Origin of the sequence: Pseudomonas sp. NPDC089422 (genome assembly GCF_044749405.1) — a bacterium.
In the GTDB taxonomy this organism is placed as follows: Bacteria; Pseudomonadota; Gammaproteobacteria; order Pseudomonadales; family Pseudomonadaceae; genus Aquipseudomonas.
The window spans coordinates 109707-127223 of record NZ_JBIVHW010000004.1 but is presented as its reverse complement, the minus strand read 5'-3'; the positions used below and the strand labels follow the sequence as shown (position 1 = coordinate 127223).

Genomic DNA, 17517 nt, shown 5'->3' with positions numbered 1-17517 from the left:
CTGGCACGGTCTCAGAGACTGAAAATGGATCAACCCATCCCGCAGCCGGCCTACGTCCTGCACAGCCGCGCCTACAAGGAAACCAGTGCGCTGGTGGACTTCTTCACGCCGCAGGGCCGCCTGCGTGCGGTGCTTCGCCGTGCGCGCGGCAAGGGTGGCAGCCTGGTGCGGCCGTTCGTTCCGCTGGAGGTGGAGCTGTTCGGCAAAGGTGAGCTAAAGAACGTCAGGCGCCTGGACACTGTGGGCATTGCTGCGTGGCTGCATGGTGACGCGCTGTTCAGCGGCCTCTACCTCAATGAACTGCTGATGCGCCTGCTGCCCGCCGAGGCGCCGCAGCCCGAGCTGTTCGAGCATTACGCCCTGACCCTGCAGGCCTTGGCTGCGGGAAGGCCGCTGGAACCGCTGTTGCGCTCCTTCGAGTGGCGGCTGCTGGAGGACCTGGGCTACACCTTTTCCCTCAGCCACGACGTCAACGACGACCCGATCGAAGCTGACGGCCTGTACCGCCTGCGGGTCGATGCCGGCCTCGAACGCGTGCACCTGGCCCAGCCAGGGTTGTTCAATGGCACCGAGCTGCTGGCACTGGCCCAGGCTGACTGGGATGCCCCTGGCGCCTTGCTGGCGGCCAAGCGCCTGATGCGCCAGGCACTGGCGGTACACCTGGGGGCAAAACCGCTGGTCAGCCGGGAACTGTTTCGCAAGCGCTGAGCACGTCGTATGCTGTGTGGCTCAAACTTCAGGAGAGCCTTTCGTGACTCACAGCAACCGCATGCTTCTCGGCGTCAACATCGACCACGTGGCAACCCTGCGCCAGGCCCGCGGCACACGCTACCCTGACCCGGTCAAGGCTGCGCTGGATGCCGAGGAAGCGGGCGCCGACGGCATCACCGTGCACCTGCGTGAAGACCGCCGGCATATCCAGGAGCGCGACGTGGTGGTGCTCAAGGACGTGCTGCAGACACGCATGAACTTCGAAATGGGCATCACCGAAGAGATGATGGCCTTTGCCGAAAAAATCCGCCCGGCGCATATCTGCCTGGTCCCCGAGACTCGCCAGGAGCTGACCACCGAAGGCGGTCTGGACGTGGCTGGCCAGGAGGCACGGATCAAGGCGGCGGTCGAGCGCCTGTCGCGTACCGGTGCTGAAGTGTCGCTGTTCATCGATCCTGACGAGCGGCAGATCGAGGCTTCGCGCCGTGTCGGCGCCCCAGCCGTCGAGCTGCACACCGGGCGTTATGCCGATGCCGAAACACCGACCGAAGTGGCCGAGGAACTGCAGCGCATCGCTGATGGCGTGGCGTTTGGCGTGGGCCAGGGGCTGATCGTCAATGCCGGCCATGGCCTGCACTACCACAACGTCGAGGCGGTGGCGGCGATCAAGGGCATCAATGAACTGAACATTGGCCATGCGCTGGTGGCGCATGCACTGTTCGTCGGCTTCAAGGCTGCCGTGGCCGAGATGAAGGCGCTGATTGTCGCGGCTTCGCGCTGATTCATCGGCGGCCTGCACCGGCCTCTTCGCGGGCAAGCCCGCGAAGAGGCCGGTGCAGGTAACGCCTTACTCAGCTCGAAACACCAAGGTAAACCGGGTTGGCCCTGAAAGGTTGCTGCTGACCTCGACCCACCCCCCATGCAACTGCATGATCGACTTCACGATCGCCAATCCCAACCCCGTCCCGCCCTCCAGCCGCGAACGCCCCGACCCCACCCGGTAAAAGCGCTCGAACAACTGCGGCCAATGTTCTTCGGCAATCCCCGGCCCCTGATTCTCCACCCACACCAGGACCTCGCTGCCCTGGCGCTCGATGCCCAGTTTTACAACCTGACCCTCAGGCCCATGCCGTATGGCATTGCTCAACAGGTTCGACAGCGCCCGCTGGAACATCAAACGGTCCGCCAGCGCCGTCCCCCAGCCCTGCAAGCGCAGCTCGATACCCTTCAGCTCGGCACTGAAGGCAAACAACTCGCTCACCTGCGCCGCTTCATCCGCCAACGCCAGCGGCTTGAGCGCCACCTGCGCCTGGGGCTGGCTGACCTGGGCGAGGAACAGCATGTCGTTGATGATGCGGTTGAGCCGGGTCAGTTCCTCGATGCTGTCTTCCAGCACTTCCCGGTAGTTTGCGCTATCGCGCTCGCGCGCCAGGGTGACCTGGGCCTTGCCCATCAGGTTGCCCAGCGGGGTACGCAGTTCATGGGCCAGGTCGTCGGAGAACTGCGACAGCTGGCGCACACCCTGATCCAGGCGGTCGAGCATCACATTGATACTGCGCGCCAGCTCTGCCAGCTCCAGCGGCAACCCGGTGGCGGGCAGCCGGTGTTGCAGGTCCTGGGTGGAGACCTGCCCGGCGATGCGGCGGAAGTGGCGCAGTGGCTTCAGGCCGCGTTGCATCAACCACCAGGCGCCAGCGCCGATCAGCAGCAACAGCACCGGCAGGGCCAGCAGGGTGGAGTGCAGATAGGCCTGAAGCAGGGCATGGTCGTCGGCCCGGTTGAGCGACATCATCACCCGCACCGGGGTGTCGTCACGCAGGCGCATCTGCCGGGTCACGGTGAGGATCTGGTTGCCGTTGCTGTCGCGCCATTCGTGGTAGTTCAGCCGTGAATCGGTATGCAATTCGCCAACCCGGGACTCCAGCGCAGGGCCGAGGCTGAGCAGGTGCGGGTGGCGGCCCTCAAGGGCCAGTACGCTCAGGCTGAGGTTGTCGTGGCCCATCACCAGGTCGAGCAACGGATGGGCGCGGTTGCCAAGGTCCTCACTGCGCAGGTCGACCCGCAGGTTGTGCTCCACCTGCAACATCTTGCGCGCGAGGTCCTTGCGGGCACGGCTGTCCAGTTCGTGGTCGAGGGCGAACACCGCCAGGCAGGCGAGCAGCAAGACCAGGGCGGCGCCCATCAGGGTCATGCTCAGGCCCAGGCGCAGCGACAGGCTGGCGTGCTTCAAACGCGGGCCTCGAGGACATAACCGACGCCGCGCAGGGTATGGATCAGCTTGTCGTCAAACGGGTCGTCGATCTTCGCCCGCAGCCGGCGGATCGAGACTTCGACCACATTGGTGTCGCAATCGAAGTTCATGTCCCACACCAGCGAGATGATCTGCGTGCGCGACAGCACTTCGCCGCTCTGGCGCATCAACAGGTGCAGCAGGGCGAACTCCTTGGCGGTCAGGTCGATGCGCTTGCCGGCGCGGTAGGCACGGTGGCGGCCTGGGTCCAGTTCCAGGTCGGCGACGCGCAGGGTGCTGGGTTGCAGTTGCTGGTCGTTACGGCGCAGCAGGCTGCGAATACGGGCCAGCAACTCAGGGAATTCGAACGGTTTGAGCAGGTAGTCATCTGCGCCCAGGTCCAGGCCTCTGACCCGGTCTGACAGGCGACCATGGGCGGTCAGCATCATGATCCGCGTGGCCGACTCGGCGCGCAGGCGCTGCAGCACCGTCCAGCCGTCCAGTTCGGGCAGGTTGACGTCGAGGATGATCAGGTCGTAGGGCTGTTGGCGCGCCAGGTGCAGGCCGTCGGTGCCGGTGTGGGCGCAGTCGACCACATAGCCGTTTTCGCGCAGGCCCTGTTGCAGGTAGTCGGCGGTACGCAGTTCGTCCTCGATGATCAGTAGACGCATGGGTAGGCTCGGTAGGCGGGAAAGGGCAGGATTTTCAGGCCTGTAGGGGCTTCAGGGTCAAGCAGCAGGATGTTACGGCATGCGTATGGCCCATCGGCGCAGATAACGGATTTGTAATTCTGGTGTTATCTGGCTGTCTGTCAGGGCCACATTGCAAGACTGTAATGCCCGCCTCACCTTGGCGTTAGCTGCCGGTGGATACGATTGCCCTGTCTGATCGGTTATCAACGAGGCAAGCACCATGAACCTGAGCAAATACCTGCTGCTGGCGACCCTCGCCCTGGGCAGCGCCAGTGTCTACGCCGAAGGCGGCGCCGAACGTTCCCAGCAATTCTGGCAAGCGTTCCGCCAGGATCAGGAGCGCCTGCACGGCGACAAGCAACAGGCCATCGCCGAGCGTGAGCGCAAGGCGCAGCAGAAGGCCCGCGAGGTGGCCAAGGATTGAGGCAACAGCAGCTGTGCCGGCACTGCTCCCCGGCACAGGTGTGATTCGGGCGTCCACATGGACGCCTTTTTTATTTGCGCGCCAGCAGGGTGGCGCGGCGCGGGGCGGGCAGACCTTCGATGGTCTTGCTGTGGTCGTTCGGGTCGAGGAAGTCGCCCAGCGACTGGTAGCGCATCCATTCGGTGCTGCGCTGTTCCTCCACGCTGGTGACGCTCACATCCACGCAGCGCACGTCAGTGAAGCCGGCACGGCGCAACCAGCGCTCCAGGGCCGGCACCGACGGCAGGTACCAGACGTTGCGCATCTGCGCGTAACGGTCTTCGGGCACCAGTACCTGGTTTTCATCGCCCTCGATCACCAGGGTTTCCAGCACCAGCTCGCCGCCTTTGACCAGGCAGTCCTTGAGCGCCAGCAGGTGCTCGATGGGCGAGCGGCGGTGGTAGAACACGCCCATGGAGAACACCGTGTCGAAGCCTTCAAGGTTGGCAGGCAGCTCTTCCAGGGCGAATGGCAGATGCCAGGCGGGCAGTTCGGGCAGGTATTGCTGCACCGCCTGGAACTGGCAGAAGAACAGCCAGTTGGGGTCGACGCCGATGACCATGTCGGCGCCGGCACCGAGCATGCGCCACTGGTAGTAACCGTTGCCGCAGCCGACATCGAGTACGCGCTTGCCCTTGAGGTCGAGGTGCGGGCCGACCCGCGACCACTTCCAGTCCGAACGCCATTCGGTGTCGACATGCACGCCGAACAGGTCGAACGGCCCCTTGCGCCAGGGCGACAGGCCCATCAGCGCCTGGCGCATCTGCGCGCGGGTGGCGTCATCGCATTCGCAATCCAGGCGCAGGCCGTCAGCCAGGTCGATTTCGCTGGGCTGCAGGGCTGGCAGTGCGTCGAGCGCGCCGCGCCAGCGGTCGAGGTCGCCGTGGCCTTTTTCCAGCTTGGCTTCCAGTTGTGCTTGCAGGCCCTGGGACCAGGAAGCCAGGGGCGTGCCCGCCAGGCGGCGGACGAGGGGGGACAGATCGATCATGGCAGGGCTATCAGCGAGGCAAAGTTGAGGCATTGGAACCACGGCACCACCTTGGTGAAACCGGCCGCGTGCAGGCGTTCCTTATGGGCTTGCAGGGTGTCGGGCTTCATCACGTTCTCGATGGCGCTGCGCTTCTGGGCGATTTCCAGTTCGCTGTAGCCATTGGCCCGCTTGAAGTCCAGGTGCAGTTCGTTGAGCAGTGACTGTTCCTCGTCATCGGCGAAACGCAGTTTCTCCGAGAGGATCAGCGCGCCGCCGGGCAGCAGTGCCTGGCGGATCTGGCCGAGCAGCGCCAGGCGTTGTTCCGGGGCAATGAACTGCAGGGTGAAGTTCATCGCCACCACCGAGGCCGGTTCGAAGGGCAGGGTGAGGATGTCGGCTTCCAGCACGTCGACCGGCAGCAGTTCCTGGAACATCGAGTCCTGGGCGGTGAGGTACTGGCGGCAACGCTCGACCATGGCGGCGGAATTATCCACCGCGATCACCCGGCAGCCATCGCTGCGCACATGGCGGCGCAGCGCCTGGGTGACGGCACCCAGGGAGGCGCCCAGGTCGTATAGCGCGGTGTTTGGCTGGGCAAAACGCGCGGCCAGCACGCCGAGGTTTTCGACGATGGTCGGGTAACCGGGCACCGAGCGCTTGATCATGTCCGGGAACACGCGCACCACGTCTTCGTTGAACACGAAGTCGGGGACTTGCTCCAGAGGTTGGGCGAAAAGGCGGTCGGGTTGTTTGCTCACGGTGAATCCAGGCGGCTGGCGATATGCAGGGCCGGCATTCTAGCCAAACCGCGGCCAGGATGCATGGTTGGCTGACCAGCGCTGCCCGGTCAGTTGACCCGGATGGCGCAATCGAAGGTCTGTACCGGGCGCACTTCCGGCGCCCAGGGCTGCTGATAGACCAGCACCAGGTGGCCTTCACCGGCGGTGCGGGCCTGGTAGCGCCAGGTCGAGATGCCCGAGCTGCCGACGATACCGGCGTCCTCGGGGGCACTGTAGACCTCTGGGCCAAGGCTTTGCAGCACGTTGGATGCAGGGTTCTGCACCAGCCAGCGGTAGCCGGTGGTGGGGTTGCTGGGTAGGGTCAGGGTGAGGCTCTGGCCGACCTGCAGGCGCTTGGGGCATTCGCTTTCGGCGTCCAGTTCGACGGTTTGCCTGGGTTGCTGGGCGCAGGCGGCGAGCAGGGCGAGGCTCAGGGGAACGAGCAGACGAGGGGCGGTCATGGTGGCTCCGAAGGCTGGCGATGGCCTGAGGATACCCGATGACCAGCGGAAATTGTGCTGGCTGTGCGGGCCTCTTCGCGGGTTTGCCCGCGAAGAGGCCGGTGCAGGTCAGAACAGCACTTTGGCCACGTCAGCGAAGCGCTTGGCAAAATGCACGGTCAAGCCTTCGCGCAGGTAGTCCGGCAGCTCTTCGTAGTCACCGCGATTGGGTTCGGGCAGGATCAGCTCGAAGATCTTCTGCCGTCGCGCCGCGATTACCTTCTCGCGCACGCCGCCAATTGGCAGCACCTGGCCGGTCAAGGTCAGTTCGCCAGTCATGGCGACACCCTTTTTCGGCGCCTGGTCACGGGCCAGGGACAGCAGGGCGCTGGCCATGGTCACCCCGGCACTGGGGCCATCCTTGGGCGTGGCGCCCTCGGGCACGTGCAAGTGAATGAAGGCTTCGTTGAAATAGCCAGGTGTGCCCCCGAACTGCTTCAGGTTCGAGCTGATGTAGCTGTAGGCGATTTCCGCCGATTCCTTCATCACGTCACCCAGTTGCCCGGTGAGTTTCAGCCCGCGGTTGAGGCTGTGGATGTGGGTGGCCTCGATCGGCAGGGTCGCACCGCCCATGCTGGTCCAGGCAAGGCCGGTGATCACGCCCTTGCCAGCCAGCACCTGCTCGCTGCGGAACACCGGCATGCCCAGGGCGGGCTCCAGGTCCTTGGTGCCAATCTTGAGTTTGGCGTCAGGGTCTTCCAGCAGCTTGACCACAGCCTTGCGCACCAGCTTGCCCAGCTGTTTCTCCAGCTGGCGCACCCCGGCTTCACGGGCATAGCCCTCGATCACCGTGCGCAGGGCGCTGTCGCTGATGCTCAGGCTGGTCTTGGCCACGCCGGCCTTGTCCAGCTGTTTGGGCCACAGGTGGCGCTTGGCGATGGCCAGCTTTTCTTCGGTGATGTAGCCGGACAGGCGGATCACTTCCATGCGGTCGAGCAACGGCCCGGGGATCGAGTCGAGGGTGTTGGCCGTGCACACGAACAGCACCTTGGACAGGTCCAGGCGCAGGTCCAGGTAGTGGTCGAGAAAATCGACGTTCTGCTCCGGGTCGAGGGTTTCCAGCAGCGCCGAGGCCGGGTCGCCCTGGTAGCTCTGGCCCATCTTGTCGATCTCGTCGAGCATGATCACCGGGTTCATCACTTCGACGTCCTTCAGCGCCTGCACCAGCTTGCCCGGCTGGGCGCCGATGTAGGTGCGGCGGTGGCCCTTGATCTCGGCCTCGTCGCGCATGCCGCCGACACTGAAGCGGTAGAACGGCCGGCCGAGGGACTCGGCGATGGACTTGCCGATGCTGGTCTTGCCCACCCCGGGCGGGCCCACCAGCAGCACGATCGAGCCGCTGATCTCGCCCTTCCAGGCGCCGACGGCGAGGAATTCTAGGATGCGCTCCTTGATGTCATCCAGGCCGGCGTGGTGCTGGTCGAGCACCTTGCGTGCATGCTTGAGGTCGAGCTTGTCCTTGCCGTACACGCCCCAGGGCAGGGCGGTTGCCCATTCCAGGTAATTGCGGGTGACGGCGTATTCGGGCGACCCGGTTTCGAGGATGGCCAGCTTGCCCATTTCTTCGTCGATGCGCTTTTTCGCCTGCTCAGGCAGGGTCTTGCCGGCAAGGCGCTGCTCGAACTGTTCGAGGTCGGCGCTGCGGTCGTCCTTGGTCAGGCCCAGCTCCTGCTGGATGACCTTGAGCTGCTCCTTGAGGAAGAACTCGCGCTGGTGCTCGCCGATCTGCCGGTTGACCTCGGCGGAAATCTCGTTCTGCAGGCGCGCGACCTCGACCTCCTTGCGCAGCATCGGCAGGACCTTCTCCATGCGCTTGAGCATGGGCACGCAATCGAGCACTTCCTGCAGCTGGTTGCCGGTGGCGGAGGTGAGGGCAGCGGCGAAGTCGGTGAGTGGCGACGGGTCGTTGGGGCTGAAGCGGTTGAGGTAGTTCTTCAGCTCTTCGCTGTACAGCGGGTTGAGCGGCAGCAGCTCCTTGATCGCATTGATCAGCGCCATGCCGTAGGCCTTGACCTCGTCGGTCGGCTCGGCCGGTTGGCGCGGGTACTCGACCTCGACCAGGTACGGCGGGCGATGGTGCTTGAGCCAGGTGCGGATGCGCACCCGGGTCAGGCCCTGGGCGACGAACTGCAATTTGCCGTTTTCGCGGCTGGCGTGGTGCACCTTGACCAGGGTGCCGTACTCCGGCAGGGCCGAGGTGTCGAAATGGCGGTGGTCTTCCGGCGGGGTATCCATGAAGAACAGTGCCAGCGAGTGGTGCTCGGTCTTGGCTACCAGGTCGAGGGTTTCGGCCCAGGGCTCTTCGTTGACGATCACCGGCAGCACTTGCGCTGGGAAGAACGGGCGGTTGTGGATCGGGATCACGTAGACCTTGTCCGGCAGCTGCTGGCCGGGCAGGGCGAGGGCGTGGCCGTGGCTGGTATCGGCCTGGGTGTCGGGCTGTTCGACTGCGCTGTGTTCGTCGGGTTGTTCCGGGAAATCCTGCTGGTCGCTCATGGGGCACCTGCGTGAATGACTATGGTGCTTAGATGGGGCGGGGGGGGATGGGTTTCAATGGTAGACGAAGGGCGCAGGGGGAGGGTTTCATCTTTGCAGGCCTGTACCGGCAGCATCGCCGGTACAGGTAATTGAGCCCCTTAGCGGGGCTCGCTGGCATTACTCAGCCAATTTGTAAGCGATGATGTAATCGCCCATTTTCGTGCCCAGCGAACCATGGCCGCCGGCAACGATCAGCACGTACTGCTTGCCGTCCTTGCCGGTATAGGTCATCGGCGTGGCCTGGCCACCCGCTGGCAGGCGGGCCTTCCACAGTTCCTTGCCGTTGTTCACGTCATAGGCGCGCAGGAACTGGTCGAGGGTGCCGCTGAGGAAGCCGACGCCGCCAGCAGTGACGATCGAACCGCCCATGCTCGGTACGCCCACCGGCATGCCGATCGGCACCGGCGTGCTGTCCCGGGTAGTGCCGTTTTTGCGCTTCCACACCACCTTGTTGGTGAACAGGTCGATGGCCGCCACATAACCCCAGGCGGGTGCCTGGCAGGGGATGCCGATCGGCGACATGAACGGGTGCATGGTCACTGCATAAGGCGCGCCTGTGTTTGGCTGCACACCGCTGGTCTCGCTTTCGCGCTTGCTGCCGGCGGCCACCTGCTCGCGCGGCACCATCTTCGACACGAAGGCCATGTAGTTGGGCGAGGTGAACAGCAGCTGGCGCACCGGGTCGACCGACACGCTACCCCAGTTGAACACGCCGACGTTGCCCGGGTAGATCAGGCTGCCCTGTTCGGACGGCGGGGTGTACTGGCCTTCGTAGCGCAGCTCGCGGAACTGGATGCGGCACAGCATCTGGTCGAACGGCGTGGCACCCCACATGGCCTTTTCGGTCAGCTCAGGGCCAAGCAGGTTGAGGTCGGAGCGGGCCTGGGTCGGTGCGGTATGGTCACCCTTGACCGCGCCTTGCGGGACCGGGATCTCGCGAATCGGCACGATCGGCGTGCCGTCACGACGGTCGAGCACGTACAGGCTGCCCTGCTTGGTCGGTACGATGATCGCCGGCTTGACGTCGTCCTTGGTCTTCAGGTGCACCAAGGTCGGCTGGCTGCCGACGTCCATGTCCCACAGGTCGTGGTGGGTGAACTGGTAGTTCCAGCGGGCCTTGCCGGTAGCAAGGTCCAGGGCGACCACACCGGCGCTGTACTTCTCGGCGCCCGGGGTACGGTCAGCGCCCCACTGGTCAGGGGTCTGGTTGCCCAGCGGCAGGTAGACCATCCCCAGGTCTTCGTCGACGCTGGCCAGCGACCACATGTTGGCCGAGTTGCGGCTGTACATCTTGCCCGGGGCCAGCGGCTTGGTGTCGTCCGGGTTGTTGCTGTCCCAGTTCCACACCAGGCGGCCGTCGTGTACGTCGTAGGCGCGGATCACGCCGGACGGTTCGTTGGTCGACTCGTTGTCGGTGACATGGCCGCCGATGATCACCAGGCTGCGGGTGATGGCCACGGGCGAGGTGGAGTAGTAGCCACCTGCGGTGAACGGGCCGATGCCGGTGGTCAGGTCGATCGCGCCCTGGTTGGCGAAGCCTTCGCAGACCTTGCCGTTGTCGGCGTTGATGGCGATCAGGCGGGCATCGGCGGTCGGCAGGTAGAGGCGGCGTGGGCAGGCCTGGGCCACGGCCTGGCCGGCGTCGGACACTTTCGGTGCCGGGCTGCCGTCGCGGCTGACGTAGCTGTTCTCGTCATAGTACGAGACGCCGCGGCAGGTCATGTGGGCGAAGCCCTTGAAGGTGCCGACCGGGGTCTTGATCTGCGGGTCGTAGCGCCAGATCTCGGCACCGGTGTCCGGGTCCAGGGCCAGCACCTTGCTGTGGGCGGTGCAGGCATAGAGCATGCCGTTGGCCTTCAGCGGGGTGTTTTCGTTGGTCAACTCGACCGGGTCGTTGTCGGTCGGCAGGTCGCCGGTGCGGATGCGCCAGGCTTCTTCCAGGCGGTAGGCGTTCTGCGGGGTGATCTGGCGCAGCGGGGAATAGCGGTCGCCGTGCTCGGTGCGGCCATAGGCCTGCCAGTCGCCATCCGGCATGGCCGGAGCGGCGCTGCCCATTTCGCTGTTGTCGCGGCCGAGTTCGCCAAACACTTCACCTGGGTGGGTGAACTGGCTGCCCAAGGCGCAGGCGCCCGAAGCCAGCACGGCAACGCTCAGCAGCGCGGTGTTGGCCTTGGCGGCAGGGCCGGTCAGCGGGCGACGGGCCCACGGCAGCAGCAGCACCACGCCGATGGCGAACCAGATGGCCAGGCGCGGCACCAATTGCCACCAGTCCAGGCCCACTTCGAGCATGGCCCAGACCGTGCTGCCCAGCAGCACCAGCCCATACAGGCCCAGGGCAATACGGCGCTTGGCCAGCAGCAAGGCGCCCGACAGGGCAAAGCCGATTCCGGCGATCAGGTAGTACAGCGATCCGCCCAGCTGGCTCAGTTTGATGCCGCCGGCCAACAGGGCCAGGCCCATCAGCAACAGCAGCACGCCCATCAGGCGTGGCAGCCAGCGGGTTCCTTGGTTGGCACCGTCAGTGCTCATCGTAGGTTCTCCCTTTAGTGAAGGTGGTCAGTGTGAAAGTGGTCAGAACGTGCTTTGAATCTTCAGGCCGCCGATCAGCGCGCTATCGACCTGCGACACCCCGCCCGGATGGCGGATGTACTGCAGGTTCGGGCGCACTGTGAGCCAGTCGGCCAGGTGAATGCCGTAATAGAGTTCGGCGCTGTACTCGGTGTCTTGCACCGGCAGGTAGCCCGGGTTGTCGTAGTCGTCGAGGCCGGCCACCTGATTGGCCAGGCGGGCGTTCTTGCGGTAGGCCGGGTTGGCGTGCACGCGGGCGACGGCGAAGCCGATGTCGTCCTTGGCGCGGGCGTCGAGGGGGCCTTTGAATACCAGTCCAGCTTGAACATAGTTGTCGATGACATTGGTCTTCTTGTCGTGCACCGTGGCGTTGGCGAACAGGCTCAGGCCGCGCGACTGGTCGGACGCCAGCGAGGTGACCTGCTGCTGGGCCCCGAGCCACAAGCCGTGCTTGCTCGAACTGCTGCGGTAGGCGGCGCCGCTGAGGGCGGCCGGCTGGCCGTTGCTGTCCTTGAGAACATCCTGTGCCTTGGCATTACTGTAGTAGTAGCCGGCGCGATATTCCCCTTTCAGGCCATTCAGGCGCGGGCTCCATACCAGTTCGACAGGCATGACCGCGCCTTGGGTGCCGCTGCCGCTGAGCTTGAAGCCGTTGCCCGATTCGAGGTTGGACGGGTTCTGCTCATACACGCCAACCTGGGCGTACAGCTCAGGGTTGAGGTTGTAGCGAACGCGCATGGCCCATTGGCTGACCGGCCAGTTGTACCAGATGCCGCCGACCCAGTTGCCTACCTGCGAGCCGCAGAAGGCCAGGTTCTGGAAGTCGCAGGGGAAGCTGTTGAAATCCTCGCCTTCGCCGAATCGGCCGACTTTCACGTCCAGGGCGCCGTCGAGGTACTTTTGCTTGATCCACATTTGTGTCAGCCGCCAGGTTTCGCCACGGCCCCAGACTTCCTGGGCTGAAGTGAAGCCGCCGACCCGCGGGTCGTTGATGCGGTCATTGCTGATGTTGTCGCCGTGGCGCTCGGTGAGGGTCAGCTGGAACTCGGTGTCGTTCCAGCCGAGGATCTTCTCCAGGTCCAGGTGGCTGCCGAAGGTGAACTGGTCGCTGTAGCGTGCCGTGCGGTCATGGTCGTAGCCGCCGTGCAGGTTGCTGCCCATCTCGCCGGTGTAGCCGAGGGTGAAGTCGTAGCCTTTCTCCAGCAGCTCGGTACGGGTGCCACCCCAGTCGCCGAACATCCATGGGGAGTCCTTGGCGAAGGGTTCGCTGGCGCTGGCCGAGTTCGGCAGGCCGGCGGTGAGGGCAATGAGGGCGAAGCCGGTGTAGCGGGTGTTGGGCAGTTGGAACATGAGATAGCGCTATCTTTTGATTGTTGAGCAAACGGCAAGCGCACCGAGGAGCGTGCTCTTCGATGGAGTTGGCAATTGGGAATGCTGGGTGAAGCGATTCAGCTTGCGGCGGGGAGGATATAGGGGAAGTTGTAAGAAAAAAAGACAAATTGTCGCAGTTGATTATTGCTGAGCCGGTAACAGTCAGCTGAGAAAGGGGCTGCTGAGCAGCCCCACGCAGCTTAGAAGGTGGTGCGCAGTCCAACCTCCACGCTACGCCCCGGCGCAGGCGCGATATCCCGTAGGATCGAACTCGCATAGCGCACGGTCTGGTCGGTCAGGTTCTCGCCGCGCACGAAGGCCAGCCACTGGCTCTGACCAATGTCGAAGCGATAGCCGACGCTGGCTCCGAGTGTGGTGTAGCCGTCGGTGCTGGTCTCGTTCTCGGGCTTGCGATGCTGCGATGCGGCATGTTGCACATCGACGCGCGCCTGCCAACGGTCCAGTTCCCAGACCAGGCCACTGTTCAGGCGCAACGGTGCGATGCGCGGCAAGGGCTCGCCGCTGTCGAGGTTCTTGGCCCGGGTGTAGTCGCCGGACAGCTCCAGCGCGAAGCTGCCATAGCGGTTCTCGAGCAGCTTCCAGCGGTCCTGCGCCTCGATGCCGTAGAAGCGCGCACGCACGCCCTGGTACTGGTATTCGGGGAAGCCGTCATCGTCATGATCGTGATCATCCTCGTCATGGTCGTGATCATGGCCTTCCCGCAGGTTACCCGTGCCGATCAGGCCGATGTAGTTGCGGAAGTGGCTGTAGAACACCCCGATGCTGCCCTTGTGCGTGCCATTGTCGAATCGCAGGGCCAGGTCGGCGGAAATGGCCTTTTCCTTGTTCAGGCTGGCATCACCGACTTCATATGCGCCAGTGGCGACGTGGGCGCCGTTGGCATAAAGCTCGTAGAACGTCGGGGCGCGCTCGGTGTAGCCGAGATTGGCCGCCAGCGACCAGATCGGGTCGAGCTGGTACACCGCGCCTGAGGACAGGCTGAAGGCGTTGAAGCTGTTGGCGCTGTCGGCGTCGACGAAGTTCTCGTTGCCCTTGGCATCGGGGTCGACGCGGGTGTGTTCCAGGCGAGCGCCCAGGCTCAGGTTCAGGCGCTCGGTGGCCTGCCACTGCTCGAGCATGAACAGCGCCAGGCTGTCGGTGTCGGTTTGCGGGACGAAAGCTTCCTCGCCCAGCGCCGAAAACTCGTTGCGGCTGACCTGTGCACCAATCACGCCTTCGAGCGGACCGAGCGGCTGATGACGGGCTTCGATGCGGGCTTCGTAGCCCTTGTTCTTGAAGGTGGTGTGTACCTCGCCCTCTTCGATCTCGCTGTGCTCGTAGTCGGTGTAGCCGGCATCAACCTTGACCGAGCTGAACGGGCCGTCCAAATCGCGTATTTCGGAAGCAAAGGCGTAATGGTCCTGCTTCATGTCCAGACGCACGCCGGATTCGGCCACCGAGCCGTAGTTGCTGTCATAGCGGCTATAGGACAGGCCAGCATAGCCATGCTCCCAGTTGTAGGAACCGCCGATCGCACCACCGTCCTGGCGGCCGTCACTGTTTTCCAGGCGGTGGCGGCTGCCTGGCGCATCGGCGTCACGCACTTTGGCGCTTTGCGCGTAGCCGGGAATGCGCAGGTCGTTGAACTGGCGGCTGTTGGCGTCCAGGTGCAAGGCGAAGGTGCCGTCACCGGCTTCCAGCTTGCCGGCACTGCTGCGGGTGGTGTCGGCGCCGCCGTAGCGCAGCTCGCCGGCACCATGGATGCCTTCGATCGGCGAGTCGGGGATACGGTTGTCGAAGGTGTTGATCACGCCGCCGATGGCATTGCCGCCGTACAGCAGGGCGGCCGGGCCGCGGACGATTTCCACGCGCTCGACCGTGACCGGGTCCAGCGGTACGGCGTGGTCATAGGACAGCGACGAGGCATCCAGGGCACCCACGCCATTGCGCAGGATGCGAATGCGGTCGCCATCCAGGCCGCGAATCACCGGGCGGCTGGCGCCTGGGCCGAACCAGGTGGAGGCCACACCGGGTTGCTTGTTCAGGGTTTCACCGAGGCTGCCGTGCTGCTGTTGCAGCAGGTCGTCACCTTCAAGCACGGTGCTGGGTGCAGCCAGTTGACGGTTGCCCAGCGGGTTGGCGGTGATGACCTGGGGTTCCAGTTCCACAGCTTGGCTGGGTGATGACGCGAGCCACAGGGCGACAGCGAGGGGGGAGAGGCGGAGCGGGATGTGCAGCATGGGGATGAGGCGTTCCTTGGCAGATGCTTTTGTGTTGTTACAGTATAACATTGCCATTTCAGCACAGAGATTTCGCGCCTGGCCAGCGCTTTTTCCGCAGGCGATACGCATCCCACCTGCCACTACACTCGTGTAAGGTGCGCATCTTTCCTACGGAGCACTGGCATGAGCACGGCCCAACACAACGCGCTGCACGGCAAGACCCTCGAACAGATCCTCACCGAACTGGTGGCGCACTACCAATGGCAGGGCCTGGCCGAACGCGTTGATGTGCGCTGCTTCAAGAGCAACCCGAGCATCAAGTCGAGCCTGACCTTCCTGCGCAAGACGCCCTGGGCGCGGGAGAAGGTCGAGCAGTTGTACGTGAAGCTGCAGCGTCAGGCCTGACATGCCACGGCGCCCCTGGCTGACGTCGATGGCGTTGCTTGGCTGGTTCGGCCTGACGGTGCAGGTCTACCTGGTGCTGCTGGCGCGCTGGCAGGAGCAAGCCAGCCTGATTGGCGGGCTGATCAATGTGTTCGGTTACTTCACGGTGCTGACCAATACCCTGGTGGCGACCGTGCTCAGCTACGCAGCCTTTGGCCGCGAGTCGGCGGCCAGGCGCTGGTTTCTGTCGCCATCGGTGAGTTCCGCGGTAGCGGCCAGCATCGTGCTGGTGGCGTTGGCTTACAGCGTGCTGCTGCGCCATCTCTGGCAGCCTGAAGGCTGGCAGTGGCTGGCGGATGAACTGCTGCACGATGTGATGCCGCTGCTGTTCGCCTTGTACTGGTGGTTCGCGGTGCCCAAGGGCAGCCTGCGGCTCCGGCACTTGGCGGTGTGGGCGCTGTATCCGGCGGTGTATTTCGCCTATGCGCTGTGGCGGGGGAATGAGATCGGGGCGTATGCCTACCCGTTCATCGACGTGGCGAGCCTGGGGTATGGGCAGGTGATGCTCAATGCCCTGGGCGTGTTGGCGGGGTTCTGGGTAATTGGCCTGGTGCTGCTGGGGCTGGATCGGTGGCGGGGATCGCGCAGTGTTGCTTGATCTGTAGGAGCGGCCTTGTGTCGCGAAAGGCCGCTCCTGCAGGGGAGAGGGGGCGGGAGGGGGTCACTCGTCGTCTGCAGATCCATCGGCACGCCAATATGCGGCGGCCTTGAGAGCATCTTCCGCCACGCCTTTTTTCAGCAACAGCGCCTTGGCCTGGCGAGTCAGCGATTTTTCCAGCGCCACCCAGCTGTACAGTTTGCCTTCGGGCAGCGGCAGCGTGTTGAGCAATGCCAGCAAGTCTTCATCGCGCTTGAGCCAGATCACTTCAACTTCAGCCTTGCTCGGCAATGGCTGGCGCTCCTGTTCATCCTCGACCTGGATCACCGCCAGCACCCGCCGCCCCGCCGGCAGCTCCTCCAGGCGCCGGCCAATCGCCGGGATAGCCGTCTCGTCACCCACCAGCAGGTAGCTGTCGAAGATATCCGGCACCACCATCGAAGCCCGTGGCCCGGCGATGTCCAGCGTCTGCCCAGGTTTCGCCTGGGCCGCCCAGGTCGAAGCCGGGCCGTCGCCGTGCAGCACGAAATCGATGTCCAGTTCGTGGGCCACCAGGTCGATACGGCGCGGCGTGTATTCGCGCATGGTCGGCCGGGCGCCGCCGTCACGGCCCAGGTTGCGGGCGTCGATGGCCTGCTGCTGCTCGGCAGTTTCAGCGAACAGCAACTTGATGTGGTCGTCACTGCCCAGGCTGGTGAAACCCTGCAACTCGGCCCCACCGAGGGTGATGCGGCGCATGCGCGGGGTGAGGTCGGTGACCCGCAGCACCTGCAGGCGACGTTGGCGGATTTCGTGGTTGACGCGGTGAATGGTGTCACTCATGGGGGTTCTCCCTGACTGGATCGGCCGGCCCGGAGGCGATGGCCTTGGCAGTGTCGTTGAGCAGGTTGCGCACCCGTTCGATTTCTTCCGGCGTCCAGCGGCCACTGTGCATGTGCAGGGCATGGCGCAGGTTGCCAACCGCTTCGTGGATTTCTGGCGGGCGATCGTGGCCACGCAGGGCGCGCTTGCTGACTTCGATGCGCATGCGCACGCCATCCAGGGCGACGGTCTGATCGGCCAGTGCGGTACGGCCGGCCGCAGTGATGGTGTACAGGCGTTTGCTGCCGTGCGCCTGGCCACTGATCAACTCGGCTTCTTCGAGGAAATTGAGGGTGGGGTAGATCACGCCGGGGCTCGGCGTGTAGCTGCCGTCGAACAGGTTCTCGATCTGGCGGATCAGGTCATAGCCGTGGCCCGGTTGCTCGGCCAGCATCGACAGCATCAGCAGCTTGAGGTCACCCGGGGCGAAAACCCGTGGGCCACGCTCGCCACGGGCGGGGCGGCGTTCAAAAGGATCATGTGCGCCATGGTCACGCATTTAGAGGCTCCCTGTGTTTCGATATATCGCAAGATATTACTCAAGATATATCTAAACACAAGCCTCTAAAT

At 64.5% G+C, this 17517-nt stretch carries 16 protein-coding genes; 5 read left to right on the top strand and 11 right to left on the bottom strand.

Annotated elements, in window-relative coordinates; all coding sequences use genetic code 11:
• Positions 1-24 precede the first annotated feature (24 nt).
• Entirely contained in the window at positions 25-708 is a 684-nt protein-coding gene (gene recO / locus ACIPZ8_RS09200; RefSeq protein WP_400721794.1) for a DNA repair protein RecO, read from the top strand.
• A 61-nt stretch (positions 709-769) separates the two neighbouring features.
• A complete protein-coding gene (gene pdxJ / locus ACIPZ8_RS09195; RefSeq protein ID WP_400722464.1) occupies positions 770-1492 on the top strand; it encodes a pyridoxine 5'-phosphate synthase in 723 nt (240 codons plus the stop codon).
• A gap of 66 nt (positions 1493-1558) precedes the next feature.
• Here pdxJ and ACIPZ8_RS09190 read toward each other — a convergent pair whose 3' ends face one another.
• Positions 1559-2941, bottom strand: coding sequence for a heavy metal sensor histidine kinase (locus ACIPZ8_RS09190; RefSeq protein WP_400721791.1), 1383 nt, complete (start codon positions 2939-2941; stop codon positions 1559-1561).
• A complete protein-coding gene (locus ACIPZ8_RS09185; RefSeq protein WP_400721788.1) occupies positions 2938-3612 on the bottom strand; it encodes a heavy metal response regulator transcription factor in 675 nt (224 codons plus the stop codon). Before ACIPZ8_RS09185 ends, ACIPZ8_RS09190 begins: the two co-directional genes overlap by 4 nt.
• Positions 3613-3853: 241 nt before the next feature.
• Between ACIPZ8_RS09185 and ACIPZ8_RS09180 the strand changes: the two genes are divergently transcribed.
• Positions 3854-4057 carry a hypothetical protein gene (locus tag ACIPZ8_RS09180; RefSeq protein ID WP_400721786.1) on the top strand — a complete coding sequence of 68 codons (204 nt, stop codon included), beginning with the start codon at positions 3854-3856 and terminating at the stop codon, positions 4055-4057.
• A 70-nt stretch (positions 4058-4127) separates the two neighbouring features.
• On the opposite strand, the gene cmoB is transcribed toward ACIPZ8_RS09180, so the two are convergent.
• The 7 genes from cmoB to ACIPZ8_RS09145 form a co-directional block, all read right to left on the bottom strand.
• Positions 4128-5084 carry a tRNA 5-methoxyuridine(34)/uridine 5-oxyacetic acid(34) synthase CmoB gene (gene cmoB / locus ACIPZ8_RS09175; RefSeq protein WP_400721783.1) on the bottom strand — a complete coding sequence of 319 codons (957 nt, stop codon included), beginning with the start codon at positions 5082-5084 and terminating at the stop codon, positions 4128-4130.
• Positions 5081-5824, bottom strand: a complete 744-nt coding sequence (gene cmoA, locus ACIPZ8_RS09170; protein ID WP_400721780.1) for a carboxy-S-adenosyl-L-methionine synthase CmoA — start codon at positions 5822-5824, stop codon at positions 5081-5083. Before cmoA ends, cmoB begins: the two co-directional genes overlap by 4 nt.
• A gap of 89 nt (positions 5825-5913) precedes the next feature.
• A complete protein-coding gene (locus ACIPZ8_RS09165) occupies positions 5914-6306 on the bottom strand; it encodes a protease inhibitor I42 family protein (protein ID WP_400721777.1) in 393 nt (130 codons plus the stop codon).
• A 108-nt stretch (positions 6307-6414) separates the two neighbouring features.
• Positions 6415-8841 carry an endopeptidase La gene (gene lon / locus ACIPZ8_RS09160; RefSeq protein WP_400721774.1) on the bottom strand — a complete coding sequence of 809 codons (2427 nt, stop codon included), beginning with the start codon at positions 8839-8841 and terminating at the stop codon, positions 6415-6417.
• Positions 8842-9000: 159 nt separating this feature from the next.
• Positions 9001-11412 (bottom strand): glucose/quinate/shikimate family membrane-bound PQQ-dependent dehydrogenase, encoded by a 2412-nt coding sequence (locus ACIPZ8_RS09155; RefSeq protein ID WP_400721772.1) that lies wholly within the window; start codon positions 11410-11412, stop codon positions 9001-9003.
• A gap of 42 nt (positions 11413-11454) precedes the next feature.
• A complete protein-coding gene (locus tag ACIPZ8_RS09150; protein ID WP_400721769.1) occupies positions 11455-12801 on the bottom strand; it encodes a carbohydrate porin in 1347 nt (448 codons plus the stop codon).
• A gap of 221 nt (positions 12802-13022) precedes the next feature.
• Positions 13023-15062, bottom strand: a complete 2040-nt coding sequence (locus ACIPZ8_RS09145) for a TonB-dependent receptor (RefSeq protein WP_400721767.1) — start codon at positions 15060-15062, stop codon at positions 13023-13025.
• A 165-nt stretch (positions 15063-15227) separates the two neighbouring features.
• On the opposite strand from ACIPZ8_RS09145, the gene ACIPZ8_RS09140 reads away from it, so the two are divergent.
• Together ACIPZ8_RS09140 and ACIPZ8_RS09135 are read left to right on the top strand one after the other, a co-directional pair.
• Positions 15228-15449, top strand: a complete 222-nt coding sequence (locus tag ACIPZ8_RS09140; protein WP_023378991.1) for a VF530 family DNA-binding protein — start codon at positions 15228-15230, stop codon at positions 15447-15449.
• A 1-nt stretch (position 15450) separates the two neighbouring features.
• Positions 15451-16086, top strand: a complete 636-nt coding sequence (locus ACIPZ8_RS09135; protein ID WP_400721764.1) for a Pr6Pr family membrane protein — start codon at positions 15451-15453, stop codon at positions 16084-16086.
• A gap of 63 nt (positions 16087-16149) precedes the next feature.
• On the opposite strand, the gene ACIPZ8_RS09130 is transcribed toward ACIPZ8_RS09135, so the two are convergent.
• Together ACIPZ8_RS09130 and ACIPZ8_RS09125 are read right to left on the bottom strand one after the other, a co-directional pair.
• Positions 16150-16908 carry a siderophore-interacting protein gene (locus tag ACIPZ8_RS09130; RefSeq protein ID WP_400721761.1) on the bottom strand — a complete coding sequence of 253 codons (759 nt, stop codon included), beginning with the start codon at positions 16906-16908 and terminating at the stop codon, positions 16150-16152.
• Complete coding sequence (locus tag ACIPZ8_RS09125) at positions 16901-17446, bottom strand: PadR family transcriptional regulator (protein ID WP_400721759.1); 546 nt, start codon at positions 17444-17446, stop codon at positions 16901-16903. Before ACIPZ8_RS09125 ends, ACIPZ8_RS09130 begins: the two co-directional genes overlap by 8 nt.
• Positions 17447-17517 lie beyond the last annotated feature (71 nt).

Coding starts and splice junctions, on each gene's coding strand:
- recO (WP_400721794.1), top strand. CDS start 25: ATGGATCAACCCATCCCGCAGCCGGCCTACGTCCTGCACAGCCGCGCC.
- pdxJ (WP_400722464.1), top strand. CDS start 770: ATGCTTCTCGGCGTCAACATCGACCACGTGGCAACCCTGCGCCAGGCC.
- ACIPZ8_RS09185 (WP_400721788.1), bottom strand. CDS start 3,612: ATGCGTCTACTGATCATCGAGGACGAACTGCGTACCGCCGACTACCTG.
- ACIPZ8_RS09180 (WP_400721786.1), top strand. CDS start 3,854: ATGAACCTGAGCAAATACCTGCTGCTGGCGACCCTCGCCCTGGGCAGC.
- cmoB (WP_400721783.1), bottom strand. CDS start 5,084: ATGATCGATCTGTCCCCCCTCGTCCGCCGCCTGGCGGGCACGCCCCTG.
- ACIPZ8_RS09165 (WP_400721777.1), bottom strand. CDS start 6,306: ATGACCGCCCCTCGTCTGCTCGTTCCCCTGAGCCTCGCCCTGCTCGCC.
- lon (WP_400721774.1), bottom strand. CDS start 8,841: ATGAGCGACCAGCAGGATTTCCCGGAACAACCCGACGAACACAGCGCA.
- ACIPZ8_RS09155 (WP_400721772.1), bottom strand. CDS start 11,412: ATGAGCACTGACGGTGCCAACCAAGGAACCCGCTGGCTGCCACGCCTG.
- ACIPZ8_RS09150 (WP_400721769.1), bottom strand. CDS start 12,801: ATGTTCCAACTGCCCAACACCCGCTACACCGGCTTCGCCCTCATTGCC.
- ACIPZ8_RS09145 (WP_400721767.1), bottom strand. CDS start 15,062: ATGCTGCACATCCCGCTCCGCCTCTCCCCCCTCGCTGTCGCCCTGTGG.
- ACIPZ8_RS09140 (WP_023378991.1), top strand. CDS start 15,228: ATGAGCACGGCCCAACACAACGCGCTGCACGGCAAGACCCTCGAACAG.
- ACIPZ8_RS09135 (WP_400721764.1), top strand. CDS start 15,451: ATGCCACGGCGCCCCTGGCTGACGTCGATGGCGTTGCTTGGCTGGTTC.
- ACIPZ8_RS09130 (WP_400721761.1), bottom strand. CDS start 16,908: ATGAGTGACACCATTCACCGCGTCAACCACGAAATCCGCCAACGTCGC.
- ACIPZ8_RS09125 (WP_400721759.1), bottom strand. CDS start 17,446: ATGCGTGACCATGGCGCACATGATCCTTTTGAACGCCGCCCCGCCCGT.